Origin of the sequence: Actinoplanes aureus (genome assembly GCF_015704865.1) — a bacterium.
Classification (GTDB): domain Bacteria; phylum Actinomycetota; class Actinomycetes; order Mycobacteriales; family Micromonosporaceae; genus Actinoplanes; species Actinoplanes aureus.
On the sequence record NZ_JADQTO010000010.1, the window covers coordinates 237,521 to 256,950 of the forward strand.

Consider the following 19,430-nt stretch of genomic DNA (forward strand, 5'->3'; position numbering starts at 1 on the left):
TATTACACGCATGGTCAGCAATATATTACCTACATCGATCTGCCTGCTGCCGCACTGCGCCTACCTGTCACAGACGTCCCGGATGATCGAGATCTACCGGGCACTCCAGCAGCGGGGCATCACCCCTCGGGTGGCCACCTACGGCGGCACCTACGAGACCGCGCTGCGCGCCGCCGGCATCGACTACGACCTGGTCGGGCCGCGGATGGACGACGAGCGCTGCGCACGCTTCCTGCGCGAGCAGCCGAGCAGCGGCCCGGTCCGGCAGAGCGGCTACAGCGACCAGGAGCTGCGGGCGTACGCGACGGCCGAGGCCGAGTACTTCACCCGCCACGGCATCGACACCGTGGTCACCGGTTTCTCCCTGACCGCCACGCTGTCCAGCCGGCTCGCCGGGGTCCGCCTGGTCACCGAGCACTCGGCCAGCTGGGTGCCGCCGGTCTTCGAGAGCCGCCCGCTGCCGCCGGCCGTACGGTTCACCGCCGCGCTGCTGAACCGGGTGAGGTTCTACTGCGGCGGCTTCAACCGGGTCGCCGCCGAGCTGGGCGTCGCCGGACTGCCCAGCACCGCCGCCCTGCTCCTCGGCGACCTCACCCTGGTCACCGAGGCGCCCGAGGTGCTCGGCCTGCCCGCCGAGCGGATCGAGGCCTGGCGGCCGGGCCGCGGTTACCGCCCGGAGACCCGGCTGCGGGTCACCGGCCCGCTCTTCGCCCACCTGCCGATCCCGCTGCCCGACGAGGTGGAGCGGTTCCTCGACCGGCCCGGCCCGGTCGTCTACGTGGCCATCACCTCCAGCTCCCCCGCCCTGGTCCGCGCGACGGTGAGCGCCCTGCGCCCGCTCGGCGCCCGCATCCTGGTCGCCGGCACCGTCCACGACCTCGGTGACCTCGCCGACGACCGGGTGCTGGTCGCCGGAGTCCTGCCGAGCCACCTGGTGATGCCCCGCGTCGACCTGGCCGTCACCGCCGGTGGGCAGGGCAGCGTGCAGACCGCGATGGCCGCCGGCGTACCGCTGCTCGGCCTCCCGCTCCAACCCGAGCAGAGGCTCAACGTCACCCTGGTGGAGCGGCGCGGCGCCGGCCGCTGGGTCCGGCCAGGTGACGCCGGCGGCGCGCGCCTGACGGCAAGCGCCGGGGAACTGCTCGGCGACGACCGCTACCGGCAGGCCGCCGAGGTGATCCGCAAGCTGTACGCCGAGATCGACGGTCCCGGCAACGCCGCCGACGCGATCCTCAGTCAGCAGGGCCCCGGACGGTAGAGTTTTCTCCCCCTCGAACCGGGGTGCAGGCGTCAGCGATTACCAGCGGTTTCGTCAATAGCGTCGAACCATGACGACGACAGTGCAAACCACCGCCGCGGTCTCGCTGCGCGGGGTCACCCGCACCTACGGCCGCGGCTCCGCGGCGATCCGCGCGGTCGACGACGTCGACCTGGATCTGCCGCGCGGCGGGTGGACCGCGGTGATGGGACCGTCCGGCTCGGGCAAGTCCACGCTGCTGCACCTGGCGGCCGGGCTGGAGCGGGCCGACGCGGGCCGGGTGGTGGTGGCCGGCACCGACATCACCGACGCCGGCGACCAGCAGCTCACCGAGCTGCGGCGGACCCGGATCGGCTTCGTCTTCCAGAGCTTCAACCTGATCGGCTCGCTGACCGCCGAGCAGAACGTGGCGCTGCCCCTGCGACTCGCCGGCCGCGCGCCCCGCCGCTCCGAGGTGCGGTCGGTCCTCGCCTCGGTGGGGCTCGCCGACCGGGTCCGGCACCGGCCCCGGGAGTTGTCCGGCGGCCAGCAGCAGCGGGTCGCCATCGCCCGGGCCATGGTGACCCGGCCGGACGTGCTCTTCGCCGACGAACCCACCGGTGCCCTGGACTCCACGTCCGCGCGTACCGTGCTGGACCTGCTGCGGGCCATGGCGGACGCCGGGCAGAGCATCGTCATGGTGACCCACGATCCGGGCGCGGCGGCCCGCGCCGACGCGGTGGTCTTCCTCCGCGACGGGCGGATCGTCGACCGGCTGGCCGGCGCGGACACGCACGCGGTCGCCGAGCGGCTCGCGGCCTGGGAGCGCTGAGATGTTGCGACTGGCCCGGGCCGGGGCCGAACGGGTTTCCTTCGGTTTTCCGCCGCGGGAAGGCATTGCCGAACGCTGGAGCCTGTTCGTCGGCGCGACCCTGTCGGTGTGCCTCGGTGTCGCGCTGGTGCAGTCCTCGCTGCTCCTGCTGATCACGGCGGCCACCATGGACACGCCCGGCGGCCTGTCCCCCACCGAACGGCTGCGCTTCGACGACGGCCGCACGGCCGCCGTCTCCATGCTCGGCGTGGTGATGGGCGGCGCCGCCTTTCTGGCGATCTTCATCATCAGCTCGACCTTCGCCTTCACCGTGGACCAGCGCCGCCGGGACCTGGCGCTGCTGCGCCTGGTCGGCGGCAGCCGGGGCCAGCTGCGCCGGCTGCTGCTCGGTGAGGCGGTGCTGCTCGGCACGCTCGGCGCCGGTCTGGGCATCCCGGCCGGGCTCGGCGTGATGGCCGTGCAGGCCTGGCTGATGCGGCGCATGGGATTCGTACCGGACGGCTTCCACGGCCAGTGGCGCATGTGGATCCTCGGCGCGTCCATCGGCACCGGCCTGGTGCTGGCCGTCGCCGGTGCGATGGCCGCCGCCCACCGGGCCGCCCGGGTACGCCCGCTCGACGCCCTGCGCGACTCCGGCGAGGCGACCCGGGTGATGACCGCCGGCCGGTGGATCCTCGGGCTGCTGTTCCTCGGCGGCGCCCTGGCCCTGGCCATCGTGGCCCCGCACGGCGGCCCGGCCGGCGGTCAGGCGATGGCGATGAACGTGCCGCTCTGCGCCGCGGTGGCGGCCGCCGCCTTCGGCCCGCTGCTCATCCCGGCCGTGGCCCGCCTCATCCCGACCGGCACGGGCGGCCCGCTCGGCTCGCTGACCCGGGCCAACCTGCGTGACGGGCGGCGGCGCAGCGCCTCGGTGGCCGCGCCGGTGACCGTCCTGGTCGCCCTGGTCCTGGGGCAGGCCGGGGCGTCGGCCTCGTTCACCACGTCCGGCATCGAGCAGTTGCGCCGGACCACCGCGGCCGACCTGGTCGTCGAATCGTCCGGGCCGATCGGCGAGCGGATCGCCGCGGTGCCCGGGGTGGCCTCGGCGTCGACCGAGATCGAGCTGCCCGCCCAGATCACCACCGGCGCAGGTGAAGACCGGGAGACCAGCACCATCACCGTGCTGGTCGTGGACTTCGCGGCGTACGCGCGAACGCATCCGGGCAGCGAGGCGCTGCTCGGCCTGGACCACCGCACGGCCGCGACCGGTCCGGGCGGCGACATCTCCGCCGGCACCACGCGCGTCGAACTGCCCGGTCTCGACCTGGGCGACCTTCCGGTCGCCGCGGGCGTGCCCGCCGCCGTCAGCGGCGGTGCGGACCTGCTGCTTCCGCGCGGCATGGTGCCGCCGGCTCAGCTCACCTCGGCGCCGAGTGCCACGTTCGTACGCGTAACGCCCGGCACCGCCCTCCCCGACCTGACCGCACACGGAAAGGTCTCCACGGTCGACCGCTGGCTCGCCGCCGACGCCGAGACGCGCGGCTCCACCAGCAACAAGATCATGGTGCTGGTGCTCGGACTAGGCGCCCTGTACGCCCTGGTCGGCGTGGTCAACTCGGTGGTGATCGGCGCGGCAGCCCGCCGACGCGAGTTCGCCGAGGCACGGGTGACCGGCCTGTCCCGCGGCCAGGTGATCCGTGCGGCGCTGGCCGAGTCGTCGGCCGTCAGCGTCGCCGGGATCCTGCTCGGACTGGTCGCCGCCGGCGGCGCGTTCATCGCCGTCCTGAACACCACGGCGGCGGTGACCGGTACCGCGACGCTCGATCCGCCGTGGACGCTGTTCGCCGGGTTGACCGCAACGATCCTGCTGGCCACCGGCGTGACAAGCGTGATCACCTCATGGTCGGCAACCCGCGAGCGGCCGGTGCTGCTGCTCGGCGCCCGGGAGTAGACACGTTACTCACAGTAGTTCACCTTGCGTGGGTGACAGGTCACCCAGAGACAGCCTAGGTTAACGCTGGGTCGCCGGATGCCAACTGGCTGAGGCGGCCGCAGGTCCACCGCCCGGTGTCGCGCTTGGACGGTCCGCGTGGCCGGCGACCGCTCGCCGGTCGCGGCCCGTCCCGGCCGCCACCGGCGATCTCTTCCCCCGAACGCCGAAGGATGCGATGAGACCCGGCCCCGACGAGCCGCCGGCAGGACCGTGGCGGATCGAGACGCTCGCCGACTTCGCCCGCGCGCTGACCAAAGCCGCCGACCGGGCCACCGGCCGCCCGCTGATCCTCGCGATCGACGGACGCGGCGGCGCGGGCAAATCCAGCCTGGCCGGCCGGCTGCTGCCCGCGATACCGGGATCCGCCGTAGTGCACACCGACGACGTGGCCTGGTGGCACTCCCGCTTCGGCTGGTCCGACCTGATGGCCGATCACGTACTCACGCCCCTGCACGCGGGCGGGGCCGTCAGCTTCACACCACCGGCCTGGCGGGAACGAGGCCGGCCCGGCAGTATCGAGGTCCCCGCCGGTTGTAGCGCCGTTCTCGTCGAGGGAGTCGGAGCCTCCCGGCAGGAGCTGATCCACCTGATCGACGTCGCCGTCTGGGTCCAGTCCGACTTCGCCCACGCCGAGGAACGCGGCCTCCAGCGCGACATCGAACGCGACGGCCTCGACCCGGCCACCGCCCGCCACGAGTGGGACGAGTGGATGGCCGAGGAGATTCCCTTCCTCAGCCACGACCGTCCTTGGGAGCGGGCCGACTTCGTCGTCTCCGGCACCCCCACCCAGCGCCACGACCCGCAAACCCAGGTCGTGGCGGCACCCCCCTTTCTAGATCGAGGTTCTACCGGTCCAGCTTCTTCGGGGTACGCGTAACCGGCGTCCCGCCGAAGCCGACCCCGTCCCCGCTCTCCCAGCGCAAGCCAAGCTTCCCCTGACGGCCCCAGCGCGACCGCCGGGAAACACCATCACCCGAAGGTCACAGCGACGAACGCGAGCAGTCGCGGTTCGCCTTCAGCCGCCGCCTGCGGATCGTGGTGGATCGGGTGGGCGGGAGCGCACCTTCGTGGTCAGGGACTTGTCCGGCCCAACGTGGGTGCTGTCTGGCGGCCGTTGAGACAGCATTTGAGCTTGGGCCAAGCAAGATCACCCTGACTACGGAAGCCCCTAGTCGGGCGCCTCGGTGGAGCCGGCCTTCTCGGTCACGTCGTCGGCGCCCTCGGGCACCTCGCGGTCCTCGCGGCTGGGCAGCGGCAGATCCGGCACCACCAGGTCCTCCTGGCCGGGCGGGGCCGGCGGGTCCGGGGTGAGCGGTGGGCGCGGTTCGGCTTGGTCGGTCATGGCCATGCTGTTTCCCGTTTCCGGCTGCGACAATCCCCGGCGTGATCAACGTGCACGTCATCTACGCGCATCCCGGTGGGCACGGCTTCACCGGGGAAGTGCTCGACGCGTTCCGGGAAGGGCTGGCGGAGGCGGGGCACGCGTACACGGTGTCGGATCTCTACCGGATGGGGTTCCGGCCGGACCTGAGCCGGGCCGAGCTCGAGCGACGCGACGGTGACCCGGTTCCGGAGGACGTGGCGGCGGAGCAGGCCCGCCTGGACGCCGCCGACGTGTGGGTGTTCGTCTACCCGGTCTGGTGGGCCGACTGCCCGGCGCTGCTCAAGGGCTGGTTCGACCGGGTCTGGAGCGTGGGGTGGGCCTACAAGCCGATGCGGCTTCGCCCGGCCCGCACCGCGCTCGTGCTCTGCACCGCCGGGTACGACGTCGCCGAGCTGGAGGCCTCCGGCGTTCATCAGGCGATGCGCACCGCGATGATCACCGACCGGATCGGCGGGCGGGCCGAGCGGAGCGAGTTCGTCGTGCTCGGTGGTTCCACGCTGCGCGGTGACGACCCGCGCCGCTGGGCCGAGGTCAGAGCAGAGCACCTGCGGCGGGTGCGTGAACTGGGCCGGGCTCTGTGAGCTTGCGGGCCTTCTTCTCCTGGTAGAGGCGGGCGTCAGCGGCCGCGTACAGGCTGTCGAAGTCGGTGCCGTCCTGGTCCAGCACGGCGACGCCGATGCTCACCCGGATCCGCTCCGCCAGCGCCGCGCGCAGCCGCTCGGCGACCTCGCCGGGCCGGTCGCCGCAGATCAGCATGACGAACTCGTCGCCGCCGAGCCGCCCGACCACGTCGTGCGGCCGCGCGCCGGATCGTATGGTGGCGGCGACCCAGCGCAGCATCTCGTCGCCGGCCGCATGCCCGTACTCGTCGTTGAGCTTTTTGAATTCGTCCAGGTCGGCGATCAGCAGGGCGGCGCCGAGACGGTGCCGGCGTACGTGCCCGAGCTCGGCGGTGAACTGCTCGCCGAACCCGCGCCGGTTGAGCACACCGGTGAGCACGTCGACCCGGGCGAGCCGGGTCAGCAGGCGGCGCTGCGCCGCGGCGGTACGCCCTTGCAACGCGCAGGCGACCGCGGTGGCGGCGGTACCGAGCAGGTTCGTCACGACGTACCAGCCGCTGGACGCGCCCCCGGTCACGGCCAGTACCGCGTAGAGCGCGCCGGCGGCGACCGTGAGCGGCGCCGCCACCCGGGGCCGCATGCCGAGCATGAGCAGCGGGATCGGCAGCAGCATCCCGACGCCGAGGGTGCTGCTCACCCCGCCGTCGAGAACGGCCATGACGGCGAGACTGGCGAAGGAACTGGCCGAGAACGCCAGCATCAGCGGCCGGGCCCGGCGGGAGCGGCTGAGCCAGTCGGCGCCGAGCACGACCGCCAGGCCGGCGGCGAATCCCCACAGGCAGATCACCAGCATCGCGCCCCGGTGCGGATGGCCGGCGGTGAACAACGCCAGGTACACCAGGGCCACGCAGGTCTGTGCGATGGACATCCAGCCCGGGTCGGCGATCGAGTGCCGCCGCCGTTCCCGGCCGGACACCGTCGCCGCGGGTCCGGCCGCGGTGGCCCGGGAGCGGGCCTGTGCCACCTCCGCGTCGGTGGGCGCCCGCCGGTCCCCGGCCGCCTTGTCCGCGTAGAGCCGGCGGTCGGCGACGCTCGCCAGCCCGTCGGCGTCCCGGGCGTCCTGCGGAAACGTCGCGGACCCGAGACTGGACGGCGCCCCGGCCCGCAGCCGGTTCCGGACCCGGTCCACGACACGGGCTGCTTCCGCGCTGCCGGTGCCGGGCAGCAGCAGCGCGAACTCGTCCCCGCCGAGGCGTCCGGCGACGGCCGGGGCGGAGATCGAGCCGCGCAACTCGTGACCCACCCAGGCGAGCAGTTCGTCACCGGCCTGGTGGCCGTGCGCGTCGTTGACCTGCTTGAAGTGGTCCAGGTCGAGCAGGACGAGGGTGACCGGCCCGCCGGAGGCCAGCGCGGCCGCGACCCGGTCGTCGAAACCCCGGCGGTTCAGGCATCCGGTGAGCGGGTCGGTCCGGGACGTGTCCGCCAGACGCCGGCGCAGCGACGCGAGGGCCATCGAGTGGCGCAGGCACAGCACCGCGGCGGCGCCGAACCCGAGCGCGTGGACCAGCCAGTATCCGGGCGGGGCCGGGTCGCCGTGGACGACGACCAGCCCGTACCCGATCGCGTTGAGCACCACCACGGACAGGAAGGCCCGCGGCAGCAGCACGGTGGCCAGCAGAACCGTCGACGTCGGGATGAACGCGCCGAGCGGGCCGGCGATGCCGCCGTCGAGAAGAGCGAGGACGACGTAGCCGGTCAGGTTGACGAACGCACCGGCGTGCTGGGGCAGCATCCACCAGCGGGAGGCGACGAGCCTGGTCGCGACCGCCCCGGCGAGGCCGGCGGCGACCAGGATCGTCAACGCCACGGTGAGCATCGCGCCACGGCCGGGTGCGCCCCACGTGGCCGCCGCGTAGACGGCGGCGAACACAGCGGGCGAGGAGCAGTACAGGGCACCGGCACGGATCGCCCGCAACCGTTGCTCGTGCACGGACACCTCCACCACCGGGACTCGACCCCGCAATGATCGGCCCGGCGCGCTCCGGCTTAAGGATTCCTCGCCAGCAACCGGCGAGGCACCGCCGCGGCCAGGGCCGCGTACCCGGCCGGGTTGAGGTGCAGGTGGTCGCCGACGTTGTAGGCGTCCGCGATCCGGCGGGGCTGTGCGGGATCGCGGACCGCGGCGTCGAAGTCCACGTACGCGTCGAACAGCCCGCCCCGGATCGCCCGGTTCACCTCCTGCCGGGACTGTTCGCGCAGGCCCGCCGGGTCGTCGTAGATGTTCCCGCCGAACGGGGTGAGCGTCGCCCCGTACACGATCAGGTCCTGCGCGTGCGCGCGCAGCACCATCTGCCGGTACGCACCCACGAGTTCGGCCACCACCCGCTGCTGTGCGGCTTCGCTCGCCTCGGCCGTGCCGATGTCGTTCACCCCTTCGAAGACCAGCAGCCAGGTGGCCCCGGTGACGGTGAGTACGTCGCGGTCGAAGCGGGCCAGGGCGTTCGGTCCCAGCCCGTCGCGCAGCACCCGGTTGCCGCCGGCCGCCTGGTTGAGCACCGCCACGTCGCCGCGCAGCCGGGCCAGCAACTGGTCCGGCCAGCGGTCGTTGCCGTTGGTGGTGGAGCCCCGGCCGTCGGTCAGCGAGTCACCGAGCACCACCAGCCCGGCCGCGCCGGCAGCGGTCACCTCGACACCGCTGATCAGGTACCAGTGGTCCGTCGGGGTCGCCCCGGCGAGGGCGGTCTGCTCGACGAGGTCGCCATGCACCAGCCACGACGTGGTCCGCGAGCCGGGGTGCGAGGTCAGCGCGGTGGTGGCCTGCCCGTCGGCCAGATAGGTGGTCACGGTCAGGTTCGTCGCGCCGGCCACCGGCATGTCGACCGGGTCGGACACCATCTGCGCGCCGACCGGCACCACCACCGAGCGGTGGCCGCCGAAGGTGAGCGGGCGGGAGCTGCCCGCGCGGATGTCCGGCACACCGGCCGCCCCGCCCGCGGGCAGCGCCACGGCCGCCGCGGTGATCGGCAGGTCCGCCCCGCCGAACGCGTTGGAGAACCGGACCCGCAGTTGCCGGCCGCCGATCGTGGTGCGCAGGGTCTGCCGCAGCGTGGTGTTCACCAGTACCGAGTCGGTGCCGGTGAAGGGCGCGGGCGGCAGGTTGTGCGGTTCGGTGAGCTGGGGCATCGCGGTCCACGTGTGCGCCCAGCGGGACTTCGGCCCGATGCCCCGGCCGAGCAGGACGGCGGAGGCGGCGGCTCCCCCGGAGGCCAGAACGGTACGTCTGCGCATGGCTCAGTACCTCCGGCTCTCGGGCGGGCCCAGGTAGCTGTACTTCACGCCACCGGTGTCGACGATCAGCCGTTGCAGGATCACGGTCGGATCGACGGCGTGGAAGGTGAGCGTGTGCACGCCGGGCTTGTCGATCGTGTGCGTGGTAGTGGTGATGTTGATGTTGTCGGAGGTGTTGCGGGCCCACTGCCGGTTCATCGCGGTGTCGTCGGCGCCGGTCGCGGCGATGACGTCGACGGTCTGCGCCGGCTGGCCGTCGACCGAGATCGCGTACCGCAGGCCGGGCGTGGGCAGCGTGTTGTTGCGCGGTGACAACCACGCGGAGACCTTGACCGGCCCGGTGGTGGTGAGCGTCATCCGGTAGTCCAGCTTGGCGCCCTCGCTCAGCGGCGTCAGGCCGTCGGTGCTCTTGCCGATGTCCGGCAGCAGCCGCCACGCGCCCGTCTTGCGGTGGTGGTGGGCGGCGTCGATCGCGACGTAGCCGTTCGCTTCCGCGAAGCCTTGCGGCTTCACCTGCGGGTTGCGTACCGGGGCCTGCACGACCTGGGTGCCACCCGCGCCTTCGATCGTGATCGGTACGGTCGTGACGCCCTTCGGTGCCCGCCGCCAGTCGACCGAGACCGTGGCCCGGACCTGCTCGTCCACCCGGCCCGACGCCGGCGTCACCTTCACCCACGGCTGCCCCGCGGTGATCCGGTACTCGAACGGCGTCGTGCCCTTGTTGTAGACCTCGATGAACTGCTGCGGCTGCGACTGCCACGGACTGAACTCCGGCAGGGTGGTCGCGTCCCCGCCGTCCAGGGCGACGCCCAGGCCAGCGGCGGACGGCACCTCGATCCGCTTGAGGTGCGGGTAGATCTCGTCGGGCAGGGCGACGTGGTTGTCGGTCTGCGGCTGCTGCCACGACGCGTTGTTGTAGCGCGCCGCGTTGCCGTACCCGATCTTGGGTTGGGTCTGCCAGCCGGCCCACTTGCCGCCGGCGAGTTCGGTGTTGTAGTAGGCGCTCAGCGCCTGGTCCTCGGCGAAGCGGGCCTCCGCCTCGTCGGCCAGATCGTTGGTGGCCGCGCGGCCCTCGGCCGCGTATCTGATGTTGGTGAACTCAGCGCGGCGCAACTCGTAGAGGTTGGCGCTCGCCTGCACCTGATAGTCGACGAGCTGGAAATACGCGTCCTGCCGGTCGGCCGGGATCCGGCGTTTGATCCGCTCCGCCTTCGCCGCGAGCTTCTGCCACTCGGCGACCACCCGATCCATCTCGCGGTAGTCGGTCAGCGTGTACGCGCTCTCCTGATCGTTGTAGACGACGTTCTGCGCGTCTCCGGAGATCCGGCGGTTGAGCGACTCCGGCTTGCGGCGTGACTGCAGGTAGCCGTACTCGCTGAGCACCTCGGCGATCTCACCGGCGAGCGCCGGGCCGAAGTTCTCCGCCGCGTAGCGGCGTTCCCAGTCGCCGATCCGGTGCAGCGGCATCGCGTCCGGGTTCCACGCGTAGTCGAGGAAGAACTGCGTGGGTAGCTCTTCGTTCTTCAGGTCACCCACGTTGACCACCCAGAGACGATCAACCCCTTTGCTGTACGCGAGATTCAGCTGCTCCCACGTGTTGGTCAGGTTGATCGTGTCGACCCACTTGTAGTTGCGCCCGTCGCCGACGTAGTCGAAGTGGTAGTACAGCCCGTACCCTCCGCTGCGCGCCGGCAGACCGGCGTGCGGAAGCTTGCGCATGTTGCCCCAGTTGTCGTCGCAGAAGACGACGGTCACGTCCTCCGGCGGCTGGTAGCCCTTGTCCCAGTAGCGCTGCACCTCCTTGTAGAGGGTCTGCACCTGGGGCGCCTCCTGGAGGCCGAACTCGCGCAGGATCTCCCGCTGGGTCTCGATGATCGTGCTCATCAGGTCGATGCCGTCACCGTCCGGCAGGCTGACGTCGCCGTTGCCGCGCATGCCCAGCGTGATGACGCCCTCGAAGCCCTGCTCCGCCATCCGCTTCGCGCCGTCGCGCCAGTACGCCACGATCGCGTCGCGGTTGCGCCGGAAGCTCCACTCGCCGGTCCCGCCGTACGGGTCGCTGCCCGGCGTGACGATGTTGCCGTTGGCGTCGCGGACGGCGGCCTTGGCGTGCCGGTTCCACTCCTCGATGCCGCGCATCATCGGCGCCTCGTGCGAGGTGCCCATCACCACGCCGTAGCGGCTGGCGGTGGCGTGGTTGAGCGGGTCGTCCTCGGCGAACGCCCGGCCCCAGACGGCCGGCCACAGGTAGTTGGCCTTGAGCCGCAGCATGGTCTCGAAGACCTTGGCGTAGTAGTCGGCGTTCAGGCCGCCCGGGTAGGCGGGGACCTTGCCGGGGCCGAAGTAGCCGGGCGCCCAGGTGCCGGTGGCCGGGTTCTCGTCGTTGATGAAGAAGCCGCGGTACTTCACCTTCGGGGTGCCCTGGGTGTGCCGGCCGGGTAGCGCGTACCACGCGTCGGAGTGCGGAACCGGCACGTCGTCCCAGAAGTGCCAGGGCGAGACGCCGATCTTGCGGGACACGTCGTAGGCGCCGTAGATCGTGCCGCGCTGATCGCTGCCGGCGATCACGAACGCCCGGCGCACGCCCGGCAGCGGGTTCTCCACGACCTGTTGCAGTGAGGTCTCCCAGCGGCCGGCGATGCCGCGCACGTCGAGCCGCCCGGACTTCACCAGCCGGTCGATGAGGGCGCTGCGGCCGATCGTCCCGACCAGGATCGGCTCGCTGCCGGCCGGGATCTCGCCGGTGGTGCTGACCGTAGGACGCACGCCGGTGGCGGCGTGCAGGTCGGACTGGAGATCGCCGGCCACGCGCAGCACACCGGCGTGATCGCCGGCGGCGGTCACGATCGGTGCGGCGGCGCCGCGGGCGACCAGGGGGAACCGGCCGGGTCCGGACCGGGTGCTCAGATAGCTCTCGTAGCTCTCGCCGCGTGCGGCGGCGGTCGCGGATGGGGATCCGGCGGGAACGAGGACGAGCGCGACCAGGACGGCCGTCGCGCTCGCGAGGAAGCTTCGCATGGGGGTACGCCTCCAGGCACCGAAAGTTTCGGAAACATTCCGATAGCGCCTCCGTAACGTATAGCCACCGATCTATGCCGTCAACCCGCGTCCCGCAGGCCGCGAGAATTCATTCGGCGACCGGAACTTTCGCTATTGGCGTCACCCGTTGCGGCGTGCACGGACTTGTCGTACGGATGACGGTGACGGCGGCGCCACCGGGTCCGCACCGGACTACGGTGAGGACAGACGGCCCGGCGGGAAGGAGGCGGCCACGATGCTTCCCAGGCCGGAGATGCCCGGACGGGTCCTGGTCAGCGAGACCACCCCCGGTACGGTCACCGCGCGGCTGTCCGGCGCCTTCGACCTGGCCAACGCGGACCGGCTCGACGACACGCTGCGCGCCGCCCTGCACGACCAGCGGCCGGCGGTGCTCGCCCTGGACATGACGGCGGTGGAGTTCTGCGACTGCGCCGTCGTCCGGATCCTGCTCCGGGTCCGGGCGGACGGCGCGCTCATCGGATGCCGCGTGGTGGTGGCGGCCGCCTCCCCGATGGTGGCCTGGCTCCTCCGGCTGCTGGACGTGGAAGGACCGTTCGACTACCCGCCGACCGGATCGTCGAGGATCCCGCGAGCCGGCTCGGCCGGCTGGCCGAGTGGATGACGCGACAGCATCACCGCTCGCGCGTCCCGGCGTGCACGGTGTCACCGGCCCGGCCCTCGCCGTGCCAGGAGTGCCACAGCGCCGCGTAGGACCCACCGGCCGCGACCAGCTCGTCGTGCGTGCCGAGCTCGATGATCCGGCCGTCGTCCATCACCGCCACCCGATCGGCGTCGTGCGCGGTCTGCAACCGGTGCGCGATCGCGATGACCGTCCGCTCGTGCAGCACCGCCGCCAGGGCCCGCTCGGCGGTCCGTGCCGCCGTCGGGTCGAGCAGCGCGGTCGCCTCGTCCAGGATCACCGTGTGCGGGTCGGCCAGCACCACCCGGGCCAGGGCCAGCTGCTGCGCCTGCGCCCCGTCCAGCGGCTGCTCGCCGAGGTCACGGTCCAGGTCGTCGGCCCAGTCCGCGCCGACCGTGGCGAGGGCCCGGCGCAGTTCGTCGTCGGACGCGGCGACCATCAGGTTGTCCCGCAGCGACTCCCGGAAGACGTGGTGCTCCTGGGTGACCAGGACGACCTGGCGGCGCAACTCGTCGGGCGGCAGATCGGCGACCGGCACACCGCCGACGGTCACCGAGCCGGCGGACGGCCGGTCCACCCCGGCGATCAGCCGGCCCAGCGTGGACTTTCCGGCACCGGAGAGGCCGACGATCGCCAGCCGCTCCCCCGGCCGGACCGTCAGGCGCACGTCGTGGAGCACCTCGCGGCCCTGGTCGTACGCGTACCGCACGCCGGTCACCTCGATCACCTCGTCGCGCGGGGTGGCCGTGGTGGGCGGCGGGCCGGCCGGGATCGAACCGAGCCCCTCCACCCGGGCGAACGACGCGAGGCTGCTCTGCATCAGCTCGATCCGGATCAGGATGGTGTCCAGCGGGCCGACCAGCTGCCGCATGAACAGCACGGCCGCGCCGACCGTGCCGATGCTGACCTGGCCGTCGATGTAGAGCAACCCACCCAGCAGCAGCGCGAACACGGTCGGCACCGCGTACGACGTCTCGGCAAGCGGGAAGAACACACTGCGCAGGGCGAGGGTGGCCAGCCGGGTGTGCCGGGTCTCCTCGATCGCCGTACGCCCGGCGGTCAGGCGGCGATCGGCCAGCCCGAACGCCTCGACGGTGCGGGCGCCCGAGGTGGTCGCCGCCAGCTCCTCGGCCAGCCGCGAGTTCGCCGCGCCCTCGGCCAGGTACGCGTCCCGTGCCCGCCGCAGGTACCACTGCGTCACGAACCAGATGCCGGACAGACCCAGCACACCGACCACGCCGAGCAGCGGATCGAGGACTATCACGGCGACCGCGACGAAGAGCAGCTGGACGACGGCGATGAACACACTCGGCAGAATGTCGCGCAACGTGGTGGCGACCGCGTCGACATCGGTGGTCCCCCGCGCCGCGAGGTCGCCGGCGGGCACCCGCTCGGCCACCGCGGCGGGCAGGCCGAGCGCCCGCCGCAGGAAGTTCTCCCGGATCCGGGCGGCGGTCCGTTCGCCGAACCGGTAGCCGATCGCGAGGGCGTACCTGGACAGCAGCGTCTGCACGATCGCGCAGCCCAGGACGCCCAGGGCCAGTAGGTCCACCTGCCCGGCACCGCCGCCGGCGGCCACCGTGTCGATGATCCGGCCGAGCAGCCACGGGCCGCCGAGCGCGGCGAGGGCGGCCAGCGAGCTGACCGTGATCAACCCGGCGACGGCCCGCCGGTCGGCCGCCACCAGCCGCACCGCGGCCGCCCGGACCGTACGCTGATCCGCGATCGGCAGTGCCGTGCTCACTCGTCCTCCCCGAAGACCCGGGTGACCAGGGCCCGGTAACCGGGCTCGGTGGCCAGCAGCTCGTGATGTGCGCCGGAGGCCGCGACCCGGCCGCCCACCAGGTAGTGCACGAGGTCGGCCCGGTCCAGGAACACCGGCGAGGTGGTCGCCACCACCGTGCTCCGCCCGGCCCGGGCCTCGGCGAGCCGCTCCGCGATCGCGACCTCGGTGTGCGCGTCCACCGCCGAGGTCGGCTCGACGGCGAGCAGCATCTCCGGATCGGTGTAGACGGCCCGGGCCAGCCGGACCCGCTGCCGCTGCCCGCCGGACAGGTTGCGCCCGCCCCACTCGACCGACCGGCCGAGGTCGTCCGCCACGTCGTGCGCGACGGCGACCCGGATCGCCTCGCGGACCCGCTCGTCGTCGGGCTCGTGCCGCCCGGCCACCACCTCCCGCAGCGAGCCGGCGAACAGGTCGGCGTCGTTGCCGGCGACCAGGATCCGGGACCGGACCTCGGCGACGGCGATCCCGTCCAGGCGGCGGCCGTCCCAGGTGGCTGTGGTCGCGCCGTACCGGCCGAGACGGTCGAGCACCTCGGCGGCGTCGGCCGGGCGGGCCCCGGCGAGCGCGGTCAGCAGGCCGGGCTCGACGGTCACCCCGGACTGCGGGTCGTGCAGCACGGCCGGACCGGCGGGTGCGGGCGCGCCGGACGGGTCGTCGACCGGCAACCGCAGGAAATCGGTCACCCGCCGGGCCGCCACCAGGCCGTGGGCCAGGTCGAAGCCGCAGAAGATGAAGACACTGACCGGGATGACCAGCATCGCCGTGTAGCCGTACACCGCCATCAGCTCACCCACGGTGAGCTCACCCTCGGCCGCGAGCCGCGCGGCCAGCCAGATCACCACCGCGAGGAAGACCACCGGCAGGCCCTCGCCGAGCGCGCCGATCCAGCTCGACGGGCGGCCCACCCGATAACCCTGCTCGCGTACGCGCTCCGACTCCCGCTCGTAGCGCTCCAGGTGGGTCTGCTTGCCGCCGAGCCCGTTGAGGACACGCAGCCCACCGACCACGTCGACGAGCCGGGCGTTCAGCCTGCCCTGCCGCTCGCGATAGTGCGATCCGGCCCGCTGCGTACGGTTCAGCAGCGGCCCGACCACCAGCCCGAGCACCGGCACGCCGACCGGCACGATTAGGGCGAGCATCGGTGACGTCCGGAACAGCAGCACCGCGACCATCGCGCAGGCCAGCGCGGCGGCGACCCCGACGCTGCCGACGTTCATCGCCCGGCCGATGGTCCACACGTCGGAGATGCCGATGGTGACCACCTCACCGGCGGTCACCCGGCGCGGCAGCGCCGCACCCAGCCGGGTGGCGTGCTCCAGCACCTCGTCGGCGGTGCGCAACGCGGCCGCCAGCCGCAGCCTGGTCATGCTGCGGTGCCGCATGATGCCGAAGCCCGCGCTGACCGCCCCGAGGACCAGCACGGCCGCCGTCCAGGCGAGCAGTGCGGGCACGCTGCGCGGCCCCACACCCTCGTCGACGGCACGGGAGATGAGGTACGGCGTGAAGGCCAGGGCGAGGAACCAGGCCGACCCGAAGAGTGTCCCGGCGGCCACCCGTCCCTTGCACTGTCGCGCCAGCCACCACAGATATCGCCCCGGCCCCCGTACATCCACGATCGTCATGCTGCCCAGTCGCCGCGCCATTGTCGACCGGTTTAGGGGTGATCTGTCCCTTCAGTACGGCCGGTGATTGACGTCACCGGGCCGGCCCGGCCAGGCTCCCGGCTGGTACGGGGTGGCGGGAACCGAATACGCCGGTTTCCGGAAGAAGAAGCGCCGCGCCGAACCCGGAACGGTCATCGCCAGCAGCAGACCGAGCGCGGGTACCAGGACGGCCAGCCCGAGCCACGGGAATCCACCGTCGACCAGCTGGACCAGGAGCCAGATCGCTCCCCACGGCATCGCGAGGGCGAGCATCGTGATGCCGGTGATCCAGGCCCAGAGCTTGCCCCGCCACAGGAAGTAGGCGAGCACCAGCATGAACACCGAGATCAGGACGGTGAACCCGTTCAGCCCCACATAGATCACCCGGGCGCCGTCGCTGTAGTCGCCGTGCGAGAGGTTGTACGGCACCTGCACGGCGACCCGCACGACGTTCAGCACACCGAGCACGGCGAAGCCGATCGCAACGACCAGCACCACCGGCGGCGCCGCCGGGCGGGCAGCGGCTTGATACATCGCGAAATTCCCCTTTGTCGATCGGCAACGGCGCCTGATCGTACGTGTGGCACATCCATCAAACGAGTTTGATGTATTTTGGAGGCGTGGCGTCCCACTCACCGCCTCCGGCGTTCCTCCGGCTGGCCGCCCACCCGCTGCGGTGGCGGCTGCTGACCGCGCTCGCCACGAGCGACCACCGCGTCCGCGATCTGGTCACGCTGACCGGCGAGCCGCAGAACCTGGTCTCCTACCATCTGCGGCTGCTGCGCCAGGGCGGCCTGGCCACCACGACCCGCAGCACCTTCGACGGCCGGGACACCTACTACCACCTGGATCTGGACCGCTGCGCGGACGCCCTGACCAGCGCCGGCGCGGCCCTCCATCCCGCGCTGCGTCCGGCCGTCGTCACCGGCGGCGGCATCACGCGGGCCCGGGTGCTCTTCGTCTGCACCGGGAACAGCGCCCGCTCCCCCATCGCCGAGGCTCTGCTGCGCCACCGCACCGGCCACCGGGTCGAGGTGACCAGCGCCGGCAACCGGCCGCGCACCGGCGGCCTGCACCCCCACACCGTCCGGGTGCTCCGCGACGAGTACGGGATCGACGTCTCCGGACGGCAGCCCCGGCACTGGGACACGCTCACCGGCCGCCGTTTCGACTACGTGATCAGCCTCTGCGACCGGGCCCGCGAGGCCTGCCCCGACTTCCCCGGCGATCCCCGGCGGGCGCACTGGAGCCTGCCCGCACCCGGCGACTACGCCGACCATGTCCGCATCGCGGCCGACATCGACACCCGCATCAGGCACCTGCGACCGCTTCTGGAGGAGGCACAGCCATGAGTCAGTACGCGAGCGTCCGCTACCTCGTCGACGACGTCCCGGCCGCCGTCGAGTTCTACACCCGGCACCTGGGGTTCACCGCCGGCGGCAACGCCAACCCGGCCTTCGCCGACGTGATCCGCGGCCCGCTGCGGCTGCTGCTCTCCGGCCCGGCCAGCTCCGGCGCCCGGGCCACCCCCGCCGACGCGAAGACCGCCGGCGCCAACCGCATCCATCTGGAGTTCGACGACCTGACCGCCGAGATCGACCGGCTGCGCGCCGCGGGCGTGTCTTTCACCGGCGACGTGGTCACCGGTCCCGGTGGCAGTCAGATCCTGCTCACCGATCCGGCCGGCAACCTGGTCGAGCTGTTCCAGCCCGCCGCCCGCTGACAGCCGGCCGCGGACGTCAGGCGGAGACCCGCGCCACGGCGGGTGCGATGGCCAGGCCGGCGCCGAAGAAGTGGTCCGGGTCGTACGCGGCCTTGACCCGGCCCAGGGCGTCCCAGTTGGCGGCGGTGAACGCGGTCGCCACCCGGGACGGGTCGGGCAGGAAGTTCAGGAAGCTGCTGCCGATGCCGCCGTGGCCCAGCGCGTCGGTGACCCGCTCGGACGGCACCGTGTCCAGGATGACCGAGAGCGGAGCGTCGCGGTGCGCGGCGGCCCCGGTGTCACGGGCGATGCGGCCGCCCCAGTGCCGGATCTCCACGGTGGTGTCCGGCTCGCTGACCAGCGCGTGCACCAGGTCGTCGGCGAGGGTGCGGACCTGGTCGAAGGTACGGGCGAACGTGCCGCCCATCGACGCGGCGGAGTAGTCGACGACCCGCATGGTGTCCTCGCGTACCGGGCCGGCGGTCCGCCACAGCGGTTCGAGCAGGCGGCGCCCGTGGTCGGGGTCGCCGGCGTACATGGCCTTGATCGTCAGCTTGCCGTCGCGGGTGAGCACGATCGCGGTGCTCAGCTCGTCCGGCACCCGCTCGATCCACTGCCGGTAGTGGGTGAGGGTCTCGGCGGCGCGTTCGCGGCCGAAGGTGACCGTGCCGGCGTACACCCGGGACACCGGGTAGAGGCGGAACTCCAGGTCGGTGACGACGCCGAACGAACCGCCGCCGCCACGCAGCGCCCAGAACAGGTCGGCGTGGTGGTCGGCGTCGGCCGTGATCAGGTCACCGTCGGCGGTGACCACCCGGGCGCGCAGCACGCTGTCGGCGGCCAGGCCGTACTTGCGGGCCAGCCAGCCCAGGCCGCCGCCGAGCGTGTAGCCGGTCACGCCGACGTCCGGCGACGATCCGGAGAGCGGGGCGAGCCCGAGCGGTGCGGCCGCCGCAAGCACGTCGCGCCAGCGCGCGCCCGGCCCCACCCGGGCGATCCGCCGGTCCGGGTCCACCAGCACCGAGGCCATGCCGCCGGTACGCAGGAGCAGCGCGCCGTCGTGCGCCACGTGGGTGCCGTGGCCGGTGGCCTGGACCGCGAACGGCAACCGGTGCCGGCGGGCGGCGAGCACGGCCGCGCGGACGTCGGCCGCGCTCGTGGCGAGCGCGATGGAGGCCGGGTACGGGTCGAGCGCCGGGTTCAGCGCCTTGCGGTTCTCGTCGTAGCCGTCGTCGCCAGGGAAAAGGTGAATGCTCATGCCGGTACGACCGGTGTCCCGCCCGGAACTCATCGGTGAGACCGCGACACCATTGAGTTAGGCTCGCCTAACCTCAACAGACAGGGTGA

The 19,430-nt window shown here is 72.7% G+C and carries 16 protein-coding genes; 8 read left to right on the plus strand and 8 right to left on the minus strand.

Annotated elements, in window-relative coordinates; all coding sequences use genetic code 11:
• Positions 1-10 precede the first annotated feature (10 nt).
• The 4 genes from I4J89_RS22580 (at position 11) to I4J89_RS22595 (ending at position 4,918) form a co-directional block, all read left to right on the plus strand.
• The gene (locus I4J89_RS22580; RefSeq protein WP_196416012.1) at positions 11-1,258 is read left to right on the plus strand and encodes a glycosyltransferase; all 1,248 of its coding nucleotides are present in this window, start codon (positions 11-13) and stop codon (positions 1,256-1,258) included.
• Between the two features lie 70 nt (positions 1,259-1,328).
• The gene (locus I4J89_RS22585; protein WP_196416013.1) at positions 1,329-2,069 is read left to right on the plus strand and encodes an ABC transporter ATP-binding protein; all 741 of its coding nucleotides are present in this window, start codon (positions 1,329-1,331) and stop codon (positions 2,067-2,069) included.
• Position 2,070: 1 nt separating this feature from the next.
• Positions 2,071-3,999, plus strand: a complete 1,929-nt coding sequence (locus I4J89_RS22590) for an ABC transporter permease (RefSeq protein ID WP_230859389.1) — start codon at positions 2,071-2,073, stop codon at positions 3,997-3,999.
• 217 nt (positions 4,000-4,216) lie between these two features.
• A complete protein-coding gene (locus I4J89_RS22595; protein ID WP_230859390.1) occupies positions 4,217-4,918 on the plus strand; it encodes a uridine kinase family protein in 702 nt (233 codons plus the stop codon).
• 291 nt (positions 4,919-5,209) lie between these two features.
• Here the strand turns inward: I4J89_RS22595 and I4J89_RS22600 are convergent, their stop codons facing one another.
• Positions 5,210-5,383 (minus strand): hypothetical protein, encoded by a 174-nt coding sequence (locus I4J89_RS22600; protein ID WP_196416014.1) that lies wholly within the window; start codon positions 5,381-5,383, stop codon positions 5,210-5,212.
• A 41-nt stretch (positions 5,384-5,424) separates the two neighbouring features.
• Here I4J89_RS22600 and I4J89_RS22605 point away from each other — a divergent pair, with 41 nt between their 5' ends.
• On the plus strand, positions 5,425-6,006 hold the full coding sequence (locus I4J89_RS22605) for an NAD(P)H-dependent oxidoreductase (RefSeq protein ID WP_196416015.1): 582 nt from the start codon (positions 5,425-5,427) through the stop codon (positions 6,004-6,006).
• Here the strand turns inward: I4J89_RS22605 and I4J89_RS22610 are convergent.
• Genes I4J89_RS22610 through I4J89_RS22620 form a run of 3 tightly spaced genes read right to left on the minus strand, consistent with a single transcriptional unit; the run spans position 5,957 to position 12,291 of the window.
• Positions 5,957-7,990, minus strand: coding sequence for a GGDEF domain-containing protein (locus I4J89_RS22610; protein ID WP_196416016.1), 2,034 nt, complete (start codon positions 7,988-7,990; stop codon positions 5,957-5,959). The genes I4J89_RS22605 and I4J89_RS22610 overlap by 50 nt on opposite strands.
• A gap of 41 nt (positions 7,991-8,031) precedes the next feature.
• Positions 8,032-9,273 (minus strand): SGNH/GDSL hydrolase family protein, encoded by a 1,242-nt coding sequence (locus I4J89_RS22615; protein WP_196416017.1) that lies wholly within the window; start codon positions 9,271-9,273, stop codon positions 8,032-8,034.
• Positions 9,274-9,276: 3 nt separating this feature from the next.
• The gene (locus I4J89_RS22620; protein ID WP_196416018.1) at positions 9,277-12,291 is read right to left on the minus strand and encodes a glycosyl hydrolase 115 family protein; all 3,015 of its coding nucleotides are present in this window, start codon (positions 12,289-12,291) and stop codon (positions 9,277-9,279) included.
• Positions 12,292-12,547: 256 nt separating this feature from the next.
• On the opposite strand from I4J89_RS22620, the gene I4J89_RS22625 reads away from it, so the two are divergent.
• Positions 12,548-12,934 carry an STAS domain-containing protein gene (locus tag I4J89_RS22625; RefSeq protein ID WP_196416019.1) on the plus strand — a complete coding sequence of 129 codons (387 nt, stop codon included), beginning with the start codon at positions 12,548-12,550 and terminating at the stop codon, positions 12,932-12,934.
• Positions 12,935-12,944: 10 nt separating this feature from the next.
• Here the strand turns inward: I4J89_RS22625 and I4J89_RS22630 are convergent, their stop codons facing one another.
• From I4J89_RS22630 to I4J89_RS22640, 3 genes are all read right to left on the minus strand, one after another.
• Entirely contained in the window at positions 12,945-14,696 is a 1,752-nt protein-coding gene (locus tag I4J89_RS22630; protein ID WP_196416020.1) for an ABC transporter ATP-binding protein, read from the minus strand.
• Entirely contained in the window at positions 14,693-16,291 is a 1,599-nt protein-coding gene (locus tag I4J89_RS22635; protein ID WP_309238432.1) for an ABC transporter transmembrane domain-containing protein, read from the minus strand. The genes I4J89_RS22630 and I4J89_RS22635 overlap by 4 nt, the downstream gene beginning before the upstream one ends.
• A gap of 120 nt (positions 16,292-16,411) precedes the next feature.
• Complete coding sequence (locus tag I4J89_RS22640; RefSeq protein WP_196416022.1) at positions 16,412-16,915, minus strand: hypothetical protein; 504 nt, start codon at positions 16,913-16,915, stop codon at positions 16,412-16,414.
• An 86-nt stretch (positions 16,916-17,001) separates the two neighbouring features.
• Between I4J89_RS22640 and I4J89_RS49690 the strand changes: the two genes are divergently transcribed.
• A complete protein-coding gene (locus I4J89_RS49690) occupies positions 17,002-17,733 on the plus strand; it encodes an arsenate reductase/protein-tyrosine-phosphatase family protein (RefSeq protein ID WP_309238424.1) in 732 nt (243 codons plus the stop codon).
• Positions 17,730-18,104: a VOC family protein gene (locus I4J89_RS22650; protein ID WP_196416024.1), complete on the plus strand. Its 375-nt coding sequence runs from the start codon at positions 17,730-17,732 to the stop codon at positions 18,102-18,104. The genes I4J89_RS49690 and I4J89_RS22650 overlap by 4 nt, the downstream gene beginning before the upstream one ends.
• A gap of 16 nt (positions 18,105-18,120) precedes the next feature.
• Here the strand turns inward: I4J89_RS22650 and I4J89_RS22655 are convergent, their stop codons facing one another.
• Positions 18,121-19,341: an FAD-binding oxidoreductase gene (locus I4J89_RS22655; protein WP_196416025.1), complete on the minus strand. Its 1,221-nt coding sequence runs from the start codon at positions 19,339-19,341 to the stop codon at positions 18,121-18,123.
• Positions 19,342-19,430 lie beyond the last annotated feature (89 nt).

Coding starts and splice junctions, on each gene's coding strand:
- I4J89_RS22655 (WP_196416025.1), bottom strand. CDS start 19,341: ATGAGCATTCACCTTTTCCCTGGCGACGACGGCTACGACGAGAACCGC.
- I4J89_RS22625 (WP_196416019.1), top strand. CDS start 12,548: ATGCTTCCCAGGCCGGAGATGCCCGGACGGGTCCTGGTCAGCGAGACC.
- I4J89_RS22590 (WP_230859389.1), top strand. CDS start 2,071: ATGTTGCGACTGGCCCGGGCCGGGGCCGAACGGGTTTCCTTCGGTTTT.
- I4J89_RS22600 (WP_196416014.1), bottom strand. CDS start 5,383: ATGACCGACCAAGCCGAACCGCGCCCACCGCTCACCCCGGACCCGCCG.
- I4J89_RS22580 (WP_196416012.1), top strand. CDS start 11: ATGGTCAGCAATATATTACCTACATCGATCTGCCTGCTGCCGCACTGC.
- I4J89_RS22585 (WP_196416013.1), top strand. CDS start 1,329: ATGACGACGACAGTGCAAACCACCGCCGCGGTCTCGCTGCGCGGGGTC.
- I4J89_RS22595 (WP_230859390.1), top strand. CDS start 4,217: ATGAGACCCGGCCCCGACGAGCCGCCGGCAGGACCGTGGCGGATCGAG.
- I4J89_RS22650 (WP_196416024.1), top strand. CDS start 17,730: ATGAGTCAGTACGCGAGCGTCCGCTACCTCGTCGACGACGTCCCGGCC.
- I4J89_RS22620 (WP_196416018.1), bottom strand. CDS start 12,291: ATGCGAAGCTTCCTCGCGAGCGCGACGGCCGTCCTGGTCGCGCTCGTC.
- I4J89_RS22640 (WP_196416022.1), bottom strand. CDS start 16,915: ATGTATCAAGCCGCTGCCCGCCCGGCGGCGCCGCCGGTGGTGCTGGTC.
- I4J89_RS22615 (WP_196416017.1), bottom strand. CDS start 9,273: ATGCGCAGACGTACCGTTCTGGCCTCCGGGGGAGCCGCCGCCTCCGCC.